This window comes from Nocardioides halotolerans DSM 19273 (assembly GCF_000422805.1).
In the GTDB taxonomy this organism is placed as follows: Bacteria; Actinomycetota; Actinomycetes; order Propionibacteriales; family Nocardioidaceae; genus Nocardioides; species Nocardioides halotolerans.
Genome location: NZ_KE383923.1, coordinates 24,230 through 42,866, shown reverse-complemented (window position 1 = coordinate 42,866; position 18,637 = coordinate 24,230). Strand labels below are relative to the sequence as shown.

The window sequence follows — 18,637 nt, the reverse complement described above, 5'->3', positions numbered from 1 at the left end:
TAGCGGATCACCGGGCCGCCAGCAGCTCGATCCCGTCGAGCACCAGGCCCAGCCCGAACTCGAACTCGGCACCCAGGGGCGCTCCGGGCTCCTCGTCGGCGTCGTCGAGCGCGTTCGCAGCGAGGACGCGTGCCAGGCCGGGGAGCGACTCCGGGTCGACCACGAGCCGGAGCTGGTCGGCCCAGTGCCGGCTGGCCTCGGCGTCGGCGAACTGCAGCCCCAGCAGCACCTGGCTGCGGACGAACCCGTCGACGACGAGCAGGGCCGAGGCCGCCGGCTGCTCGCCCAGCCCCGACCGGAGGATCACCTGCATCCCGGCGTCGGTCCACGCGAGGAGGTTCGGGCTGACCGGGGGAGACCCGGTGCGCAGCTCGAGCGTCCACGGGTGGCCGCCCAGCTGCCGGGCCTCGGCGCGGGCCCAGTCCTCGAGCTCGCGTCGCCACGGGCGCCGCGGGTTCGGGGCGGGGGGTGCGCCCATCGCGACGTCGGCCATCACCATCTCGAGCTCCTGGCGCGAGTCGACGTAGCGGTAGAGGGCCATGGCGGTCGTGCCGAGCTCCTTGGCGACCGACGCCATGGAGACGGCACCCAGCCCCTCGGCGTCGGCGATCCGGACGGCGGCCGCACCGATCGCCGGCACCGACAGCGTGCGCTTGGGGCCGCGGCGACCGCTCTCCTCCAGGCCCCACAGGGCGGCGATCGCGCGGGGGAGGTCGGTCATGGGCGTCCTTTCGAAGAAACCATTTACATCCTACACAGTTCCGTTCTAACCTGCGTAGACCAGAAACTGTTTACTGCTTACGCAAAGGAGTGACCCATGGCGACCTCCGTCGCAGCACCCGTCCAGCGAGCCGGACGGCGCGAGTGGATCGCGCTCGCCGTGCTGGCGCTGCCGCTGCTGCTGGTCTCGATGGATGTCTCGATCCTCTACTTCGCGGTGCCGGAGATCGCCCGCGACCTGCACGCGACCTCGACCCAGCAGCTCTGGATCTTCGACCTCTACGGGTTCGTGCTGGCCGGCCTCCTGGTCACCATGGGCGCGGTCGCCGACCGGATCGGCGCACGCCGCCTGCTGCTCATCGGGGCGGTGGCGTTCTCCGCGACCTCCCTCGTCGCGGCGTACGCCCGGTCGGCCGACCAGCTCATCGCCGCCCGGGCCCTGCTCGGCATCGGGGGCGCCACCCTGATGCCGGCGACCATGTCGATGATCCGGACCCTCTTCCACGACGACCGGCAGCGCGGCCGGGCCATCGGCATCTGGACCGGGGTGATGACCGCCGGCATCGGGCTCGGCCCGGTGCTCAGCGGTGTGCTGCTGGCCCACTTCTGGTGGGGCTCGGTGTTCCTGGTCAACCTCCCCGCGATGGCGCTGCTGCTGCTCGTCGGTCCCGCGCTCCTGCCGCGGGGGGAGCGGCGCACGGACGCGCCGTTCGACGTGCTCAGCTCGGTGCTGTCGCTCGCGGCGGTCCTGCCCACCATCTGCGGCGTCAAGGAGTGGGCCGCGCACGGGGCCGAGCCACGGTGGGTCCTCTGCATCGTCGTCGGGCTGGTCCTGGGCGCGGTGTTCCTGCGCCGCCAGCTGCGGCACCCGCACGCCATGATCGACGCGCAGCTGGTGCGCAACCGGGTCTTCACCTCTGCCGTCGGCACCAACGCGATCTGCACCTTCGCCCTCGTCGGCAACGCCGTGTTCATGACCGCCTACCTGCAGCTGGTCCTCGGCCACAGCCCGCTGCGCGCGGCGCTGTGGAGCCTCGTCCCGACCGTGGGGGTCGGGTTCTCCGCGCCGTTCGCGTCGGGCCTCGCCCACCGATACGGCGCCGCCAGGGTCGCTGCCGGGGGCATGGTCCTCGCGGCCGGCGGCTTCGGCCTCCTGACCCGCGCCGGCACCGACTCGCTGGCGCTGGTCCTCGCCGGTGCCGGTGTGCTGGCCTGCGGCCTGGTCGGCGCGATGACCGTCGGCTCCGAGCTCGTGCTGGCCGCCGTGAAGCCCGATCAGGCGGCGACCGGCGCCTCGATCTCCGAGGCCGGCACCGAGCTCGGCGGTGCGCTCGGCATCGCCCTGCTCGGCAGCATCGGCACCGCGGCGTACCGCTCGTTCGCCGGCGACCACCTGCCGGTCGACGCCGTGCACAGCCCCGCCGCGAGCTCGCTGGCCGGCGCGTTCGGACAGGGCGCCCGGATCCTGGCCGTCGGGCGCGACGCCTACGTGCACGGGCTGCACGTGGCCGCGGTGGCCGGCGCCGCCGTCCTCGTCGTGGCGGCGGTCGTCCTCCTGCTGATCGACCGGGTCCGCGGTGGCGACCCGTCCTACTGAACCCACCTGAAAGCGACTACTTTGATGTCCATGGAGATCAGCACCACCCGTACCGAGCACCCGGTCGACGACGCCCGCCTGGCCGAGATCCTGGCCAACCCGGGCTTCGGCACGCACTTCACCGACCACATGTTCACGGTGGAGTGGACGCCCGGCGAGGGGTGGCACGACGCCCGGGTCACGCCGTACGGCCCGCTGACGCTCGACCCGGCCACCGCCGTCCTGCACTACGCGCAGGAGATCTTCGAGGGCATGAAGGCCTACCGCCACGAGGACGGCTCCATCTGGGCCTTCCGCCCCGAGGAGAACGCCGCCCGCATGGTCCGCTCCAGCCACCGGCTCGCGCTGCCCGTCCTCGAGGTCGACGACTTCGTCGAGGCCGTGGCCGCGCTGGTGAGCGTCGACCAGCGCTGGGTGCCCGACCAGGAGGGCGAGAAGAGCCTCTACGTGCGCCCGTTCATGTTCGCCTCCGAGGCGTTCCTCGGCGTGCGGCCGGCGCAGCACGTGACGTTCATGGTGATCGCGAGCCCGGCCGGCTCCTACTTCAAGGGCGGCGTGAAGCCGGTCAGCCTGTGGCTCTCCGAGGACTACACCCGCGCCGGCCGCGGCGGCATGGGTGCGGCCAAGACCGGCGGCAACTACGCCAGCTCGCTGCTGCCGCAGTCGGAGGCGATCGCGCAGGGCTGCGACCAGGTGGTCTTCCTGGACGGCGAGGAGGGGCGCTACGTCGAGGAGCTCGGCGGCATGAACATGTACTTCGTCTTCAAGGACGGCCGGATCGTGACGCCGGCGCTCGGGACCATCCTCGAGGGCATCACCCGGGGCTCGATCATCGAGCTCGCCGGCAAGATGGGTCACCAGGTCGAGGAGCGCCGGATCTCGATCGACGAGTGGCGCGAGGGCGTCGCGAACGGCGACATCGTCGAGATCTTCGCCTGCGGCACGGCCGCGGTGATCACCCCCGTCGGCGAGCTGCGCTGGGAGGGCGGGTCGGCTCCCGCGCCGGCCTCGACCGAGCTGACGATGGCGATCCGCAGTGCGCTGGTCGACGTGCAGTTCGGCCGCGCCGAGGACACCTTCGGCTGGATGCGCCGGATCGTCTGAGCCTGCGCCGCAGTCTGCGCCACTATTACTCCGGCGCCTCCTCGAACACCGTGACCTGCAGGTCGGCCGGCGCCTCGAGCCGGGCGTTGACGGAGTCCCAGGGTGTCCGCGTCGGCGGTGCCACCAGCACGGCGCCGGCCGCCACCAGCACATCGGTGGCGGCCGCTGCGTCGTCGACCTCGAAGGCCACGCGCAGTCGCGGCGCCACCCGGCGGCCCACCTCGACCTCGTCGATCATCGCGACCTGGGCGGGGTTGGAGAGCTCGAGGGTGGCGCGGCCGGCGTCGAGGATCAGCACGTGCTCGCCGGCGTCGCCCTCGAGGTCGAGCTCGACCGGCAGCCCGAGCACGTCGCGGTAGAACGCCGCGGCCGCGTCGAAGTCCGGGGTCTCGACGACCAGCCGGAGCTGGCGCACGCGGGGGAGCGCGGTCGGCTCCTCCCCGAGCGCGGACCCCGGGGCGAGCCACTGGTAGTCCGCGTCGCCCTCGGTGGCCAGCCAGTGGTTGATGCTGGCCCGGGCGCGGTCGTTGACCTGGCCGTCGTGGATCCCGATCGCCCGGTCCGGCCGGATGCGGCGCACGAACGCGATCGCCTCGTCGGTCTTGAGCCACGAGGCCTGCATGGGCACCAGGAGCGTGCCGACCGCCTCGTCGGGGACGGCGAGCGCGTCGCCGGGGTGGTAGACGGTCTCCCCGTCGGCGGAGACGACGTAGCCGAGGTTGGCGCACACCTCTTGGCCCGGCACGACGGCTGCGTGCCGGCCCCCGACGGCCCGGACGGCGAAGCCGGCGACGGTCAGCTCCGCCCCGGACTCGACCGGCGTGAACGCCAGGTCGCCCAGGTCGGCCCCACGCGGCGCCCAGACCGGAACGCCCGCATCGCGCACCCGCCCCACGGCGACGTGGTCGCCGTGCTCGTGGGTGACGAGGACGGCGTCCGCACCCTCGAGCGCGCGCGGCTCGCTCCATCCGCCGGGGTCGATGACGAGGGTCCGGCCGCCCGCCTCCAGGGCGACGCACGAGTGGCTCCAGCGGGTCAGGCGCATGGCGCCAACCTATTCAGCCGCCGCGCCGACCGCGACGCAGCTCGGTCTCCAGCGCGTCGAGCCGCTGCTCCCAGAACCTCCGGAACGGCGCCAGCCACGCGTCGACCTGCGCCAGCGGCGCCGAGTCGATCGCGTAGAGCCGTCGCCGACCCGCGGCGCGCACGGAGGCGAACCCGCTCTCGCGCAGCACCTTGAGCTGCATCGACACCGCGGGCTGCCCGATCCCGAACTCCCGCGAGATCACCTCGACCACCTCGCCGGAGGACTGCTCACCTCCGGCGAGGAGCTCGAGGATCCGCCGGCGGACCGGGTCGCCGAGGACGTCGAAGGCGTGCACGGCTGGCTACTCGGGCAGCGTCGTGTACGCCGTGAAGCACCGCTCGGCCGCAGCGCGCGCCTGCGCCTCGTCCTCGCCCGCGGCGACGGCCGCGGCGGCCCAGGCGTCGCCGGACTCGCGCACGAACGCCGGATAGCCGGGATCGGTCCAGTCGGGCGTGCCGGGCGACCAGGCCGGGTCGGCGAGGTGCTTGGTGAGGCCGCCGAAGGCCATCTCCCAGCCGATCCCGACGGCGCCGGGCCCGAACTCGCCGTACTTGACCTGGTCGACGCGGGCCGCGTGCTCGAGTCGCAGCCGGGTGCCGGAGCCGTCGTCGGCGAGGGTGAGCAGCACCCAGGTGGTGTCGCCGCCGAACTCCCAGGTGATCTCGAGGAGCTCCGGCTCGGCGCACTGCAGGACCGTGCCGCCGGCGTTGCCCTCGACCTGGAACCGGCCGCCGAGCACGAGGTCGCCGGAGAGCGGCCCGAGCCAGCGGGAGACGCGCTCGGCGGACGTCACCGCGTCCCACACGTCGGCTCGCGGGGCGTCGTAGGCCTTCTCCAGCACGAGGACCCGAACCTCGTCGCCGTCACGGGTGTCGCTGCGCAGGCTGCGGACTGAGGGTCCGAAGCCGCTCCACATATCAGTAGTCATTGATATGATGTTGCCGGACGCCGGCGGTGAGGTCAAGCGCACCGGCCTCGTCGTCCGGGAACCCGTGGGGCCGGCATCTAGTCTGATCAGCGTGACCAGCACGCCGCGGACGCCGGCGCGAGGCACGCCCGCCGCGGCCGCTGCGCCGTCGCCTCCGTCGAGGACCGTGGGCGGCTACACCCTGCTCACCAAGATCGGCGAGGGCGGCATGGGTGTGGTCCACCTGGCCCGTCGCGGCGAGGGTGCCCGGGTGGCGCTCAAGGTGCTGCGCCCGCACATCGTCGGTGACGACGAGGCCCGGCGCCGGCTGGAGCGCGAGGTCGGGTCGCTGCGCCGGATCAGGAGCAAGTGGGTCGCCGAGATCGTGGACGCCGACCCCTGGGCCGTCGTCCCCTACGTCGCGACCCGCTACGTGCCGGGGCTCTCGCTGCACGACTACGTCCACGAGGAGGGCCCCATCGAGGGCACGGACCTCACGTGGTTCGCCGCCTGCCTCGCCGAGGGCCTCGCGTCGGTGCACGCCGTGGGCGTCCTGCACCGTGACGTGAAGCCGTCCAACGTGCTGATGGAGGGGCGCACGCCCATCCTCATCGACTTCGGCTTGGCCCGGGTCGCCGACGACCCGAAGCTGACCCATACCGGCTGGCTGCTCGGGACGCCGGGCTACCTCGCGCCCGAGATCCTGTACGGCGACGACGCCACCACCGCCTCCGACGTGCACTCGTGGGCGGCGACGGTCGCCTTCGCCGCGACCGGCAAGCCGCCGTTCGGCCGCGGCCCGTCGATGGCGATCATGGACCGCGTCCGCCGGGGCGAGCACGACCTCTCCGGCATCCCGTCGCCGTTGCGCGACCTCCTCGCCGACTGCCTCGACCCCGAGGCGGCGCGGCGACCCACGCTCGACGCCATCCTCGGCTGGCTGCGACCCCAGGTCGCGCCCAGGCCCCGCCGGGAGCCCGTGCCGGCGCCGCCCTCGCCCGACAGGCTGACGCTGCCCTACGCCGCCGCGCAGGTCGCGCCCGAGGCCCGTGCGACCGACGTGCTGCCCGGCGCGGCACCGGTCGGGGTTGACGGCACCAAGCTGCTCACCGAGCACCAGACCGTGCTCGAGCGCGACCCGCGCACGCCTCCCGCGGCACGACCGCTCCCGGTCGAGCAGGGCCGGGCACCGTTCGCCGAGCGCGCGCGGCGGGCCACCCTCCTCGGGGTCGGCGCGCTGCTCTGCGGAGGAGTCGTGGCGGCCTACCCGTGGTACGGCTCCGTCGCGCTCCTGCTGGCCGTCTGGCTGCTGCGCACCGGCTCGCTCGCGGCCAGTGGCGCCGTCGACCGCCGACGTCAGCGCGGGCCGAAGTGGTACGACGGCGCGCAGGTCCTGGTGCGGACTCCCTGGGAGCTGCTGCGCACCGCCGCGGGCACGACGATGCTCGTCCTGTGGAGCGCGGGGCTGGCCGTCGCCGGGGCGCTGCTGTGCTACGCCTTCGTCGCCGGCGAGACCGTCACGCTGTTCGTCTGCGGCACGATCTTCGCGGTCGCGGTGTGGACCGGGCCCGGCGGCTCCCGGGTGCGCTCGCCGCTGTCGCGCGTGGTGAACCCAGCGTCGCGTCGGTGGAAGCCGTGGCTCGCGGTCACCTTCGTCCTGCTGGTCCTGGCCACCGGTCTCGGCGGGCTGGCCGAGTCGCGCGGCACGTCGTGGGCGCCCGGCACGGACCGTCCACTGAGCGGACCGACCACCGGACAGTGACCGCCGCGGGTGGCACACTGTCCGCCATGAGCTGCTGCGCCACCCCGATCTGGCACCGCATCATTTTCTAGCGCGTCGACGACCGTCGACGCGCAGCCTCTCGTACTCCGAGGGGTTTTTTTGTTGCCCGAACCCTGCCGAAAGTGACCCGATGGACCTGCACGGCGCCTTCCACGTCTACGACACCACCCTGCGCGACGGCGCGCAGCAGGAGGGTCTCAACCTCTCGGTCGCCGACAAGCTCACGATCGCCAAGCAGCTCGACGGCCTCGGGGTGGGCTACATCGAGGGCGGCTGGCCGGGAGCGAACCCCAAGGACACCGAGTTCTTCCGGCGCGCGCGGGCCGAGCTCGACCTCAAGCACGCCAGGCTCGCGGCGTTCGGCTCGACGCGCAAGGCGGGCGTCGCCGCCGCCGATGACCCGCAGGTCGCGGCGCTGCGCGACAGCGGGGCGGCGGTCGTCACCCTCGTCGCGAAGTCCCACGACCGGCACGTCGACCTCGCGCTGCGGACCACGCTGGAGGAGAACCTCGCCATGGTCCGCGACACGGTCGCGCACCTGCGGGCGGAGGGGCAGCAGGTGTTCCTCGACGCCGAGCACTTCTTCGACGGCTATCGCGCCAACCGCGACTACGCGCTCGAGGTGCTCCGCACGGCGTACGACGCCGGCGCCGAGGTCGTCGCCCTGTGCGACACCAACGGCGGCATGCTGCCCGACTGGGTGTCCGACGTGGTGCACGACGTGATCGACACCACCGGCGTCCGGGTCGGCATCCACGCCCACAACGACAGCGGCTGCGCGGTCGCGAACTCGCTGGCGGCCATCGAGGCCGGCGCCAGCCACGTGCAGGGCTGCATCAACGGCTACGGCGAGCGCACCGGCAACGCCGACCTGGTCTCCGTGGTCGCGAACCTCGAGCTCAAGCTCGACCGCGCGGTGCTGCCGCCCGGCTTCCTCAAGGACGCGACGCGGATCGCGCACGCGGTCGCCGACGTCACCAACGTCCCGCCCGCCTCGCGCCAGCCCTACGTTGGGACGTCGGCCTTCGCGCACAAGGCCGGGCTGCACGCGAGCGCGATCAAGGTCGACCCCGACCTCTACCAGCACACCGACCCCGTGCACGTAGGCAACGACATGCGCCTCCTGGTCTCCGACATGGCCGGCCGCGCCTCGATCGAGCTCAAGGGCCGCGAGCTCGGCTACGACCTCGGCTCCGACAAGGAGCTGCTCACCCGGGTCACCGCCCGGGTCAAGGAGCTCGAGGCCACCGGCTACACCTTCGAGGCCGCGGACGCCTCCTTCGAGCTGCTCCTCGAGGAGATGGTGTCGGGCCGGCGCCCGTCGTACTTCGACGTCGAGTCATGGCGGGTGATCACCGAGACCCTCGACCACCGCGAGGTGGGGGAGGAGGCGGTCTCCGAGGCGACGGTCAAGCTCAAGGCGCAGGGCGAGCGGCACGTCGTGACCGGGGAGGGGAACGGGCCGGTCAACGCGCTCGACCAGGCGCTGCGCAAGGCGATCGGCCAGGCGTTCCCCGAGGTCGTGAAGTTCGAGCTCATCGACTACAAGGTGCGCATCCTCGACCAGGGTCACGGCACCGACGCGATCACGCGGGTGCTGATCGAGACCTCCGACGGGGAGTCGTCGTGGGTCACCGTCGGCGTGGGTCACAACGTGATCGAGGCGTCGTGGGGCGCCCTGGTCGACGGGCTCACCTTCGGGCTGCGCCGCCACGGGGCCTGACGCGCTCGATCCGGTCTGGGGCCGGGTGTCGGTAGCCCAGTGCTGAGCTCAGTGCCGGGAGCCTTCCGAAAGCTCAGTGCTGGGTGATCCGGTGGGCCAGGTCGACCCAGGCCACGTGGATGCGGTCGAGGTCCATGCCCTCGATCTGCACCTGCTGCTCCAGGATCGGCACCTCGAGGGGTGCCAGCAGGGCCGTGGCCAAGAGCGCGATGTCGCCGGTCACCCCGATCTCGCCCATCAGGTAGCGCACGTGCATGGCGACGAAGGAGTACGCCGCGTAGCTCCGCGTCCCGGCCGCGCCCGCCGCCCGGATCAGGTCGGCGAACCGGAGCGTGGTCTCGAGCCGCGAGCGCCCGAACGCCAGCAGCCGCTCCATCGGCGGCGCTCCCGGACCGAGAGGGGGCGGGCCGGAGATGACCGAGGCCTGCCACTCGGTCTCGGAGAAGTTCAGCAGGGCCGCCATCAGCCCCTCGCGCGACCCGAACCGGCGGAACACGGTCCCCTTGCCCACCCCGGCGCGCGCGGCGACACCGTCCATCGTGACGCCGTCGATGCCGCAGGTCTCGATGATCTCCTGGGCCGCGACGAGCAGGGCCTCGCGGTTGCGAGCAGCGTCGCGCCGCTCGGGGGCTGCGTCCCCGAGCAACGGAAGCAGGGGCCGCTCGCTCATCAGTGAGGGCAACTGTAGGAGCGGTCCCGCCGTGGTCCAGACCACTCGCCGAGGTTCCTTCTGCCGGAATATAAGCGGACCGTGGTCCGGTTTCACCGGGGACCGATCCAACCGGACTCCACAGGAGCACCCATGTCCCAGACCCGCGTCGCCGTCCTTGTCGGAAGCCTCCGCGCCGACTCCGTGAACCGCAGGCTCGCCGAGCTGCTGCGTGACCAGGCGCCCGAGGGCGTCACCCTCGACCTCGTCGACGGGCTCGAGCGCCTGCCGTTCTACAACGAGGACATCGACAACGAGGCGGACGCCCCGGAGACCGCCACCGCCTTCCGCGCGCGGGTGGCCGGCGCCGACCGCGTCCTCGCCGTCACGCCGGAGTACAACGGCACCATGCCGGCGGTCCTCAACAACGCGATCGACTGGCTGTCGCGCCCCTACGGCCAGGGCGCCCTGACCGGCAAGCCGTTCGGCGTCGTCGGCACCACGCCCACGCCGTACGGCGGCAAGTGGTCGCACGCCGACGCCCTCCGCTCCGCCACCATCGCGGGGGCGGTCGTCGTCGAGGACGTGACGGTCTCGCAGTCGTCGATCGACGTGGACGTCCTCTCCGACCCCGAGGTCCTCGGCAAGCTGCACAGCGCCGTGGCCCGTCTCGTGGACTTCAAGCAGGAGACGGTGGCCGCCTGAGGGTCCCCGGACTCACCTGACCAAGCCTCGCGGCTAGGTTCGACGGGTGGCCGAGCTGCACGACCTGACCGCCCTCGAGCAGGGCGAGCTGGTGCGGCGGCGCGAGGTGTCGCCCCTCGAGCTTGCCGAGCACTACCTCGAACGCGCCCACCGCGTCGACGACGACCCGTCGACGACGGTGGGCGCGTTCGTCACGCTCACCGACGAGCTCGCGCTCGCCCGCGCCGGCCGGCTCGAGACCCTGGAGCCCGACGCGCGCTCGCCGCTCTACGGCGTGCCGACGGCCATCAAGGATCTCAACCTGACCCAGGGCGTCCGCACGACCTTCGGGTCGCCGGTCTACGCCGACTTCGTGCCAGACGTCTCTGACGGCGTCACCCTGGCGCTCGAGGGCGCCGGCATGGTCAGCCTCGGCAAGACGGCGACGCCGGAGTTCGGCTCGCCCTGCTACACCGAGCCCGAGGGCCGGCCCGCGTCGGTCACGCCGTGGGACCGGTCGCGGATGGCGGGCGGCTCGTCCGGCGGCGCGGCCGCGGCGGTGGCGGCCGGGTTGGTGCCCATGGCGCAGGGCTCGGACGGCGGTGGCTCCATCCGGATCCCGGCCTCGTGCTGCGGGCTGGTCGGGCTCAAGCCCTCGAGAGGGCGGATCAGCGGTCACCCCGTGTACGGCGACCCGGTGGGTTTGGCGACGGCCGGGCCGATCGCCCGGACCGTGCGCGACGCGGCGGCGATGCTCGACGAGCTCGCCGGTCGTCGGGTGGGGGATCCGTCCTGGGCACCACCTCCTGGAGGCACGTTCCTCGCGGCCTGCGACCGCGATCCCGGCCATCTTCGGGTGGCGCGATTCACCGAGCCGGTGCTCCTCGACGCGCCTGTGGACAAGGCTTGTCTCGACGCGGTTGTGGACGTCTCACGGCTCCTGGAGTCGCTTGGTCACGAGGTCGTGGACGTTCCCGTCCCGCTGCCGCGCGAGGCCGTGCCGGTCTTCGAGACCTGCTGGTCGGTGCTCACCGCGATGTCGCCCGTGCCGCCGGAGCAGGAGCACCTGCTGCGGCCGCTGACCCGCTGGCTCACCGAGCGGGGACGGGCGGTCAGCGGGCCGGACTTCGGCTTCGCGATCGGCGAGCTGCGCCGGGTGGCGGCGGCCGCGCTCACCGCCCTGGCGGCGTACGACGCCGTGCTCACGCCGACCCTGGCCGCGCCGCCGCTGCCGGTGGGTGCGATCCGGGACGACGACGACCCTGCGGCCGACTTCGAGAACCAGAAGCGGTTCACGCCGTGGACCAGCGCCTGGAACGTCACTGGCATGCCGGCAGCCTCCCTGCCGCTGGGGTGGACCGACGACGGGCTGCCGGTCGGCGTGATGCTCGCGGCCCGGCCGGCCGAGGAGGAGCTGCTGCTCGGCCTGTGCGCCCAGCTCGAGGCGGCCGCGCCGTGGCACGACCGGCGACCGCCGGGCTGGTGACGCCGGCGGCCGCACAATCTCGCTCTTGCACCTCACGCCACGTCAGGACCTAGCGTCGAGGCATGCCCACCGACCGACCGACCGCGCTCACCATCGGCGAGGTCGCCGCCCGCACCGGCCTGACCCAGCGCACCCTGCGCTACTACGAGGATCTGGGGCTGCTCGCACCCGCGCGCACCGACGGAGGCCGGCGGTCCTACGACGCGGGCACGCTCGACCGGCTCTACCGGATCCGGCTCCAGAGGTCGCTCGGCACGCTGGTGGCCGAGGTCGCACCGGACCAGGTCGACCTGCTCGCGATCGCCCGTCGGCACCTCGCCGACCTCGACACCCGCCTCGCGCAGACCGCCCGCGAGCGGGAGCGGGTCCGCGCCGTCGAGGCGCGGCTCCTCGAGGGCGCCGGGCCGACCCCGACCGAGCTCCTCGACCTGCTCGCCGGGCTGGGCGACGAGCCGGTGGCCGTCCGTCGCCTGACGCTGCTCGTCTACCGCGACGTGGAGGCCATGCAGCGGTTCCTCGTCGAGGCGTTCGGCTTCGCACCAGGACCGGTCACCAAGCACGGAACGGGGAAGGCGGTGCACGCCGAGGTCTTCGTGGGTGACGGCCGGATCTGGATGCACCACGAGTCGCCGCGACACCGACTGGCCAGCCCGGCGACGACGGGCTCGTCGACCCACTGCGTCGCCATCGACGTGGACGACGTCGAGGCCCACCACGCGCGGACCGCGGCGTGGGGCGCCGAGATCGCCTACGAGCCCAGGGACATGCCCTACGGCGTCCGCGAGTACGGCGCCCGCGACCCCGAGGGTGGACTGTGGTCGTTCATGCAGCCGATCGAGAGCGCGGAGGAGATCGATGAGTGAGCTGACGCCGTACCTCTGCGTCGACGACAGCCGCGCCGCGATCGAGTGGTACGTCGCGGCGCTGGGCGCCGAGGTGACCTACGAGCCGATCGTGATGGACGACGGCAGGGTCGGTCACTGCGAGCTCACCGTCGCCGGCGCGCGCTGGATGATGTCCGACGAGTTCGAGTCGGCGGGGGTCGCGCCGCCGGACAGGGCCCGCGGCGCCAGCGTCAGCCTCCACCTCACCGTCGACGACTGCGATGCCGTCGCTGCGCGGGTGCAGCAGCACGGCGTCACGCTCGACCGCGGGCCGGAGGACAGCCCGCCCGCCGGCCGCGTGGCGGTCTTCCGCGACCCGTTCGGCCACCGCTGGTTCGTCAACCAGCCGCTGACCTGAGCCGAGCGGTCGGGGTCAGCGGGTGATCGTCGCCGTGGCCGTGAGGTCGCCGAGCGCGCCGGACATCGACATCACCACCGCGAGCTTCTTCCCGCCCTCCGACACCGTCACCGACGACGGCCCGGAGCCGGAGTAGAAGTAGAACGACGCGTCGTCGGCGTTCGCGAAGTCCATCGACCACTCGAGGTAGTCGAGCGCCGCGCCCGCAGCCTCGCGCTCCTGGGCGATCGCCGAGAGGTCGTAGGTGCCGTCGCCGTGGTAGCCCGGGAGCTGGAAGCTCCAGTGGGTGAGGAGCATCCCGCCCAGGTCGGGGCGCGCGGTGTCCTCGGCGAACAGCTCGAACCACGCCAGCGGCTTGTCGGCGTAGGGGTCGGTGGGGTCGGGCTCGTTGGGGGAGACGTCGTTCCACGACCAGTGCAGCTGGCCCGACCAGTTGTCGGTGACGTGCCCGGTCACCGACAGCTGCACGCTCGCGAGCGGCATCGACAGGATCTCCTCGCGGCGCTCCTGCTCCTCGGCCTCCTCGCGGGCCACCCGGTCGGCCTCCTGCTTGTCGGCGAGCTCGCCGAGCTTGGGGAACGCCGTGCGCAGCAGCGTCTCGCCGAGGTCGCTGCGGGCCTGCGACTCGGCGGCGTCGGCGGACGCCGCGGCGCTCTCGCGCTTGTCGCTGTCGGCCGTCAGCATCTCCGTCGCCTTGGACGTCGCCCACTTCTTCAGGCTGTCTCCGAACCCCATGGTCTCCCTCGTCTCTCCGTCAGCGGGAGCACAGTACGACGCCACGGCTCTCGCTACCACGGTCCGCCGCGCCGCTTCGGTAGGCTTCTGCGGTCCGCGGATCTGCAGGGGGGTCGTCGTGACTCGGGTGCTCACTCGTGTCGCCGCGTGGCTGGCGCTCGCGCTGGTCGCGGGTCTCCTGGCGTCCTCGGCCCCCGCTGGTGCGGGTGCGCCGCCGTTCGTCGCCGTCGGTCACAGCCCGACGCAGGGCGTGCCGGTGCCCGGCGCCTACCTCACCGCCGACCTCGGCGCCTGGACCTCACCGCCGGAGTCCTACGACTTCCAGTGGCTGCGCGACGGCGTGCCGGTCGCCGGCGCGACCGCGCGCGACTACCTCGTCGAGACCGCCGACATCGGGCACCAGCTCCAGCCCCACGTCGTCGGCCACTCGGGCCTCGACACCGCCGACTTCATGGGCACGCCGGTCCTGGTCCGCAAGATCGACGCCGCCCTGCGGCTCGACGTGCGCCGGGTCCACCCCGCCCCGACCAAGAGGCGGCTCGTCTGGGCCGCGATCTCGTTCATGTCCACCGAGCGGCCGGCGTCCACCGACGGCGGGACGGTCACGGCGTACAAGAAGAAGGACGGCCGGCTCAAGGTCCTCGGCTCGGCAGTGGTCGCCCGCGGCGCGGCGTTCGTGAAGCTGCCGTGGAAGCGCGCGCCGCACGGTCGCACCAAGGTCATGGTCTGCTTCGAGGGCTCAGACCTGGTGGCGCGCAGCTGCTCGCCGTACGCCGTCGTGCGCCGCGGCTAACGCACCTGCGCGAACCACCCCGGCGCCGCGGCGACGAACTCCTCCCGCGACAGCGCGCCCGCACCCTCCGGGATGACCGCCAGGACGGGCGCGACCCGCGCGAGGTCCTCGAGGTTGCACCGCTCCGCGAGACCCGGCTCGGCGGGCCAGGAGCCGACCACCAGGCCCCGCACGGCCAGGCCTCGCGCGCGCAGCGCGTCGACGGTCAGCTCCGTGTGGTTGAGGGTGCCCAGGCCGGCCGCCACGACGACGACGACGTCGATCTCGGCCACGGTGCCGAGGTCGGACGCCAGGTCGAGGAGCGTGCCGCCGGCGGCGTCCAGCCGGACCAGCAGCCCGCCGGCGCCCTCGACGAGCACGCTGTCCTGCAGGAGGCCGCGGAGGCGGGCGGCGTACGACGCCACGAGCGGTATCTCGACGCCCTGGCGGCGTGCGGCCGTGTCGGGCGCGAGCGGCTCGTCGAGCACGGTCCACTCCACGGTGTCGACGCCGGCCAGCCGGCCGACCTCGCGGGCGTCGGAGTCGCCGTCGCGCGCCCCGGTCTGCACGGGCTTCACCACCAGCACCGAGCCCGGCGAGGTGACCGCCAGCGCCGCGGTCGCGACCGTCTTGCCGACCCCCGTCGAGGTGCCGGTGACGACGGTGATCACCCGTGCTCCTTGACCACCGACACGAGGACGTCGACCGCCCGGGCCCAGTCGGGCTCGGGGACGCCGGCGTTGACCGTGACGCGGAGCCGGGAGATCCCGTCGGGCACCGACGGCGGGCGGAAGCAGCCGACCAGCACGCCGTGCGCCCGAGCCGCGGCCTGGGCGGTGACGGCGGCCTGCGGGCTCGGCATCGGCACCGAGAGGACGGCGGCGTCCGGCCGTGCCACGCCCAGCGCGGCGGCGAGGTCGGCGACCCGCAGCTCGACCAGGTCGGTGATCTGCGGCTCGTCGCGCACGATGCGCAGAGCGGCCAGGGCGGCGGCCGTCGCCGCCGGCGCCAGGCCGGTGTCGTAGATGAACGACCGGGCGGTGTTGACCAGCTGGTCGATGACGGCCTGCGAGCCGAGCACGACGCCGCCCTGGCTGCCGAAGGCCTTCGACAGCGTCGCGGTGCTGACCACGAAGCCCTCGCCCCCGAGGCCGGCGGCGTGGACCAGGCCGGCGCGCAGCACGCCGAGCGCGTGCGCCTCGTCGACGACCAGCAGCGCACCGCGGTCGTCGCACACGTGGGCGAGCCGGGAGAGAGGGGCCTCGTCGCCGAGCACGGAGTAGACCGACTCCACCAGCACCAGCGCCCGCCGCCCGTCGGCCTGGTCGAGGGCGGCGTCGACGGCGCGCCAGTCGTTGTGCGCCGCCACCTGGTAGGGCGTGCGCGAGACCCGCACCGCGTCGATCAGCGACGCGTGCACGTGGGCGTCGGAGACCACGAAGGCATCACGCCCGCCGAGCGCCTGGAGCACCCCGAGGTTGGCGGCGTACCCGGTCGAGAAGAGCAGCGCGGACGGCCGCCAGGCGTACGCCGCGAGCTCGGTCTCGAGCTCGCGGTGCAGCTCGAGCGCGCCGGTGACCAGGCGCGAGGCGCCGGCGCCGGCGCCCCACGTCACGGCGGCCTCGGCGGCCGCGGCCCGGACGACGGGGTGCTGGGAGAGGCCGAGGTAGTCGTTGCCCGCGAGGTCGACGAAGCCGTCGTCGGCCGGCCGGGGCCGCAGCTCGCGGCGCAGCCCGGCGTGCTCGCGCAGCGCGGCCTGCTGCGCCAGCCACTCCGGCCACGTCATGCCACGGCCACCGCTCGCGCGATCGCTGCGCAGATCCGGGCGACGTCGTCGTCGGTCGTGACGTAGGGCGGCATCGTGTAGATCAGGTCGCGGAACGGGCGCAGCCACACGCCCCCCTCGACCGCGGCGTCGGACGCCTTGACCACGTCGACCGGGTGGTCGAGCTGCACGACGCCGACGGCGCCGATCGTGCGCACGTCTGCGACTCGCGGCAGGCCGCGGAGCGGCACCAGGCCGGCGTCGAGCGCGGCGCCCACGCGCGCGACGTTCGCGCGCCAGTCGCTCGACTCCAGCAGGTCGAGGCTCGCGAGGGCGACCGCGCAGGCGAGCGGGTTGCCCATGTAGGTCGGCCCGTGCATCAGCACGCCCGACTCCGACGCGGACAGGCCGCGCGCGACCTCGCCGGTGCAGAGCACCGCGGCGAGCGAGAGGTAGCCGCCGGTGAGCGCCTTGCCGACGCACATGACGTCCGGCACGACGCCCGCGGCCTCGGCCGCGAAGAACGTGCCGGTCCGGCCGAAGCCGGTGGCGATCTCGTCGAGGACCAGCACCAGGCCGTGCTCGTCGGCGACCTCGCGCAGGACCCGCAGGCACGCGGCGTCGTAGACGTGCATGCCGCCAGCGCCCTGGAGCAGCGGCTCGACGACGATGCCGGCGAGCTCCGACGACCGCTCGTGCGCGATCGCGCGGAGCTCGCGCTCCCAGGCGGCGACATCGCCGCCCGGCGCGGGCGGCCTCGGCGCGAACACCTGCTGCGGCAGCACCTCGCTGAACATCGAGTGCATCCCGCCCACGGGGTCGCAGACGCTCATGCAGCCGAACGTGTCGCCGTGGTAGCCGCCGCGCACGGTGAGCATCCGGGTCCGCTCAGGGCGACCGAGCCCGCGCTGGTGCTGCAGCACCATCTTGAGCGCGACCTCGACGCTCACCGACCCGGAGTCGGCGAGGAAGACGTGCTGGAGCCCGTCGGGCGCGAGGTCGACCAGCCGCTCGGCGAGCCGGACCGCCGGGGCGTGGGTGAGGCCGCCGAACATCACGTGCGCCATGTCGCCGAGCTGGCGGCGCAGGGCGTCGTCGAGCTCCGGCACGGCGTACCCGTGGATCGCCGCCCACCAGGACGACATGCCGTCGACGAGCTCGGTGCCGTCGTGGAGGCGCAGGCGTACGCCGGAGGCCGACTCGACCAGCCGCACCGGCGTCGGCTCGGTCATCGACGTGTAGGGGTGCCAGACGTGCTCGCGGTCGTAGGCGAGCAGCGCGTCGGGGGAGCGGTCAGGCATTCGGGGCGACGGCGGTGCCCGCGCCGCGGCGGCGCTTGGCCGGGTCGTGCCTGGTGTCGCCGGCGCCGCCGGGCGCGCCGGGGCCGGGCGCCCCGAGGACCGTGAACCCGTGGTCGCGGATCAGCTCGAGGTCGGCCTCGGCGGCCTGTCCCTCCGAGGTGAGGTAGTCGCCGAGGAAGATCGAGTTCGCGACCTGCAGCGCCAGTCCCTGCAGCGTCCGCAGGTGCATCTCGCGGCCACCGGCGATCCGGATCTCCTTGTCGGGGCAGACGAACCGCGCCATCGCCAGGATCTTGACGCAGCGCATCGGCGTGAGGTCCCAGACGTTCTCGTACGGCGTGCCGTCGAAGGGCATCAGGAAGTTGACGGGGATCGAGTCGGAGTCGAGGGCCCTGAGCGCGAAGAGCGCCTCGACCAGCTGCTCGTCGGTCTCGCCGAGCCCGGCGATCAGGCCGCTGCAGGGCGAGAGGCCGGCGGTCTTGACCTTCTCGACGGTGTCGACGCGGTCGGCGTACGTGTGGGTCTGCACGATCTGGTCGTGGTGGGACTCGGCGGTGTTGATGTTGTGGTTGTAGGCGTCGACCCCGGCCTCGCGGAGCCGCTCGGCCTGACCGTCCTTGAGCAGCCCGAGGCAGGCGCAGATCTCGACCTCGGGGTGCTCGGCCTTGATCGAGCCGACCATGTCGGCGACCCGCTCGACGTCCTTGTGGGTCGGGCCGCGGCCGCTGGAGACCATGCAGACCCGGGTCGCGCCGCCCTTGAGCCCGGCGGCGGCCTGCTCAAGCGCCTCCTCGGTGCTCAGCCACTTGTACTTGAGGATGTCGGCGGTCGAGCCCAGCGCCTGGCTGCAGTAGTTGCAGTTCTCCGGGCACAGCCCCGACTTGAGGTTGACGAGGTAGTTGACCTTGACGGTGTTGCCGAAGTGCTCGCGGCGCAGCCGGCCCGCGGCCGCGACCACGTCGAGCAGCTCGTCGTCGTGCGCCCGCAGCACCGCGAGCGCGTCGTCCTCGGTCGCCGGCTTCCCGTCGAGCACCGAGTCGGCCAGCTGGTCGAAGTACGACGACGTCATGCCCGCAGTTTGC

The 18,637-nt window shown here is 73.3% G+C and carries 19 protein-coding genes; 9 read left to right on the top strand and 10 right to left on the bottom strand.

Annotated elements, in window-relative coordinates; genetic code table 11:
* Window positions 1-7 precede the first annotated feature (7 nt).
* Complete coding sequence (locus G514_RS0114895; RefSeq protein WP_028652403.1) at window positions 8-721, bottom strand: TetR/AcrR family transcriptional regulator C-terminal domain-containing protein; 714 nt, start codon at window positions 719-721, stop codon at window positions 8-10.
* 96 nt (window positions 722-817) lie between these two features.
* Here G514_RS0114895 and G514_RS0114890 point away from each other — a divergent pair, with 96 nt between their 5' ends.
* Together G514_RS0114890 and G514_RS0114885 are read left to right on the top strand one after the other, a co-directional pair.
* Window positions 818-2,317: an MFS transporter gene (locus G514_RS0114890; protein WP_028652402.1), complete on the top strand. Its 1,500-nt coding sequence runs from the start codon at window positions 818-820 to the stop codon at window positions 2,315-2,317.
* A gap of 30 nt (window positions 2,318-2,347) precedes the next feature.
* Window positions 2,348-3,421, top strand: a complete 1,074-nt coding sequence (locus G514_RS0114885; RefSeq protein WP_028652401.1) for a branched-chain amino acid aminotransferase — start codon at window positions 2,348-2,350, stop codon at window positions 3,419-3,421.
* 25 nt (window positions 3,422-3,446) lie between these two features.
* Here G514_RS0114885 and G514_RS31155 read toward each other — a convergent pair whose 3' ends face one another.
* Genes G514_RS31155 through G514_RS0114870 form a run of 3 tightly spaced genes read right to left on the bottom strand, consistent with a single transcriptional unit; the run spans window position 3,447 to window position 5,436 of the window.
* Complete coding sequence (locus tag G514_RS31155) at window positions 3,447-4,466, bottom strand: MBL fold metallo-hydrolase (RefSeq protein WP_084152131.1); 1,020 nt, start codon at window positions 4,464-4,466, stop codon at window positions 3,447-3,449.
* Between the two features lie 13 nt (window positions 4,467-4,479).
* The gene (locus G514_RS0114875) at window positions 4,480-4,803 is read right to left on the bottom strand and encodes an ArsR/SmtB family transcription factor (RefSeq protein ID WP_028652400.1); all 324 of its coding nucleotides are present in this window, start codon (window positions 4,801-4,803) and stop codon (window positions 4,480-4,482) included.
* Window positions 4,804-4,809: 6 nt separating this feature from the next.
* Complete coding sequence (locus tag G514_RS0114870; RefSeq protein ID WP_211222157.1) at window positions 4,810-5,436, bottom strand: SRPBCC family protein; 627 nt, start codon at window positions 5,434-5,436, stop codon at window positions 4,810-4,812.
* A 91-nt stretch (window positions 5,437-5,527) separates the two neighbouring features.
* Here G514_RS0114870 and G514_RS29345 point away from each other — a divergent pair, with 91 nt between their 5' ends.
* On the top strand, window positions 5,528-7,177 hold the full coding sequence (locus tag G514_RS29345) for a serine/threonine-protein kinase (protein WP_169576446.1): 1,650 nt from the start codon (window positions 5,528-5,530) through the stop codon (window positions 7,175-7,177).
* A gap of 151 nt (window positions 7,178-7,328) precedes the next feature.
* The gene (gene cimA / locus G514_RS0114860) at window positions 7,329-8,921 is read left to right on the top strand and encodes a citramalate synthase (protein WP_028652398.1); all 1,593 of its coding nucleotides are present in this window, start codon (window positions 7,329-7,331) and stop codon (window positions 8,919-8,921) included.
* A 73-nt stretch (window positions 8,922-8,994) separates the two neighbouring features.
* Here cimA and G514_RS0114855 read toward each other — a convergent pair whose 3' ends face one another.
* Window positions 8,995-9,591, bottom strand: a complete 597-nt coding sequence (locus G514_RS0114855) for a TetR/AcrR family transcriptional regulator (RefSeq protein WP_028652397.1) — start codon at window positions 9,589-9,591, stop codon at window positions 8,995-8,997.
* Between the two features lie 132 nt (window positions 9,592-9,723).
* Here G514_RS0114855 and G514_RS0114850 point away from each other — a divergent pair, with 132 nt between their 5' ends.
* From G514_RS0114850 to G514_RS26930, 4 genes are all read left to right on the top strand, one after another.
* Complete coding sequence (locus G514_RS0114850; RefSeq protein ID WP_028652396.1) at window positions 9,724-10,275, top strand: NAD(P)H-dependent oxidoreductase; 552 nt, start codon at window positions 9,724-9,726, stop codon at window positions 10,273-10,275.
* 46 nt (window positions 10,276-10,321) lie between these two features.
* Window positions 10,322-11,740: an amidase gene (locus G514_RS0114845; protein WP_028652395.1), complete on the top strand. Its 1,419-nt coding sequence runs from the start codon at window positions 10,322-10,324 to the stop codon at window positions 11,738-11,740.
* Between the two features lie 62 nt (window positions 11,741-11,802).
* A complete protein-coding gene (locus tag G514_RS29340) occupies window positions 11,803-12,603 on the top strand; it encodes a MerR family transcriptional regulator (RefSeq protein ID WP_051247506.1) in 801 nt (266 codons plus the stop codon).
* Entirely contained in the window at window positions 12,596-12,982 is a 387-nt protein-coding gene (locus tag G514_RS26930) for a VOC family protein (protein ID WP_036564961.1), read from the top strand. Before G514_RS29340 ends, G514_RS26930 begins: the two co-directional genes overlap by 8 nt.
* Window positions 12,983-12,997: 15 nt before the next feature.
* On the opposite strand, the gene G514_RS0114830 is transcribed toward G514_RS26930, so the two are convergent.
* Window positions 12,998-13,717 carry a hypothetical protein gene (locus tag G514_RS0114830; protein ID WP_028652394.1) on the bottom strand — a complete coding sequence of 240 codons (720 nt, stop codon included), beginning with the start codon at window positions 13,715-13,717 and terminating at the stop codon, window positions 12,998-13,000.
* Window positions 13,718-13,835: 118 nt separating this feature from the next.
* On the opposite strand from G514_RS0114830, the gene G514_RS0114825 reads away from it, so the two are divergent.
* The gene (locus G514_RS0114825; protein ID WP_157544833.1) at window positions 13,836-14,510 is read left to right on the top strand and encodes a hypothetical protein; all 675 of its coding nucleotides are present in this window, start codon (window positions 13,836-13,838) and stop codon (window positions 14,508-14,510) included.
* Here the strand turns inward: G514_RS0114825 and bioD are convergent.
* From bioD to bioB, 4 genes are all read right to left on the bottom strand, one after another.
* Window positions 14,507-15,160, bottom strand: coding sequence for a dethiobiotin synthase (gene bioD / locus G514_RS0114820; protein ID WP_028652392.1), 654 nt, complete (start codon window positions 15,158-15,160; stop codon window positions 14,507-14,509). The genes G514_RS0114825 and bioD overlap by 4 nt on opposite strands.
* On the bottom strand, window positions 15,157-16,275 hold the full coding sequence (locus G514_RS26925) for an 8-amino-7-oxononanoate synthase (RefSeq protein WP_036564957.1): 1,119 nt from the start codon (window positions 16,273-16,275) through the stop codon (window positions 15,157-15,159). The genes bioD and G514_RS26925 overlap by 4 nt, the downstream gene beginning before the upstream one ends.
* Window positions 16,272-17,486: an adenosylmethionine--8-amino-7-oxononanoate transaminase gene (locus tag G514_RS0114810; protein ID WP_425411449.1), complete on the bottom strand. Its 1,215-nt coding sequence runs from the start codon at window positions 17,484-17,486 to the stop codon at window positions 16,272-16,274. Before G514_RS0114810 ends, G514_RS26925 begins: the two co-directional genes overlap by 4 nt.
* 61 nt (window positions 17,487-17,547) lie before the next feature.
* Entirely contained in the window at window positions 17,548-18,624 is a 1,077-nt protein-coding gene (gene bioB, locus G514_RS0114805) for a biotin synthase BioB (protein ID WP_028652390.1), read from the bottom strand.
* Between the last annotated feature and the right edge of the window lie 13 nt (window positions 18,625-18,637).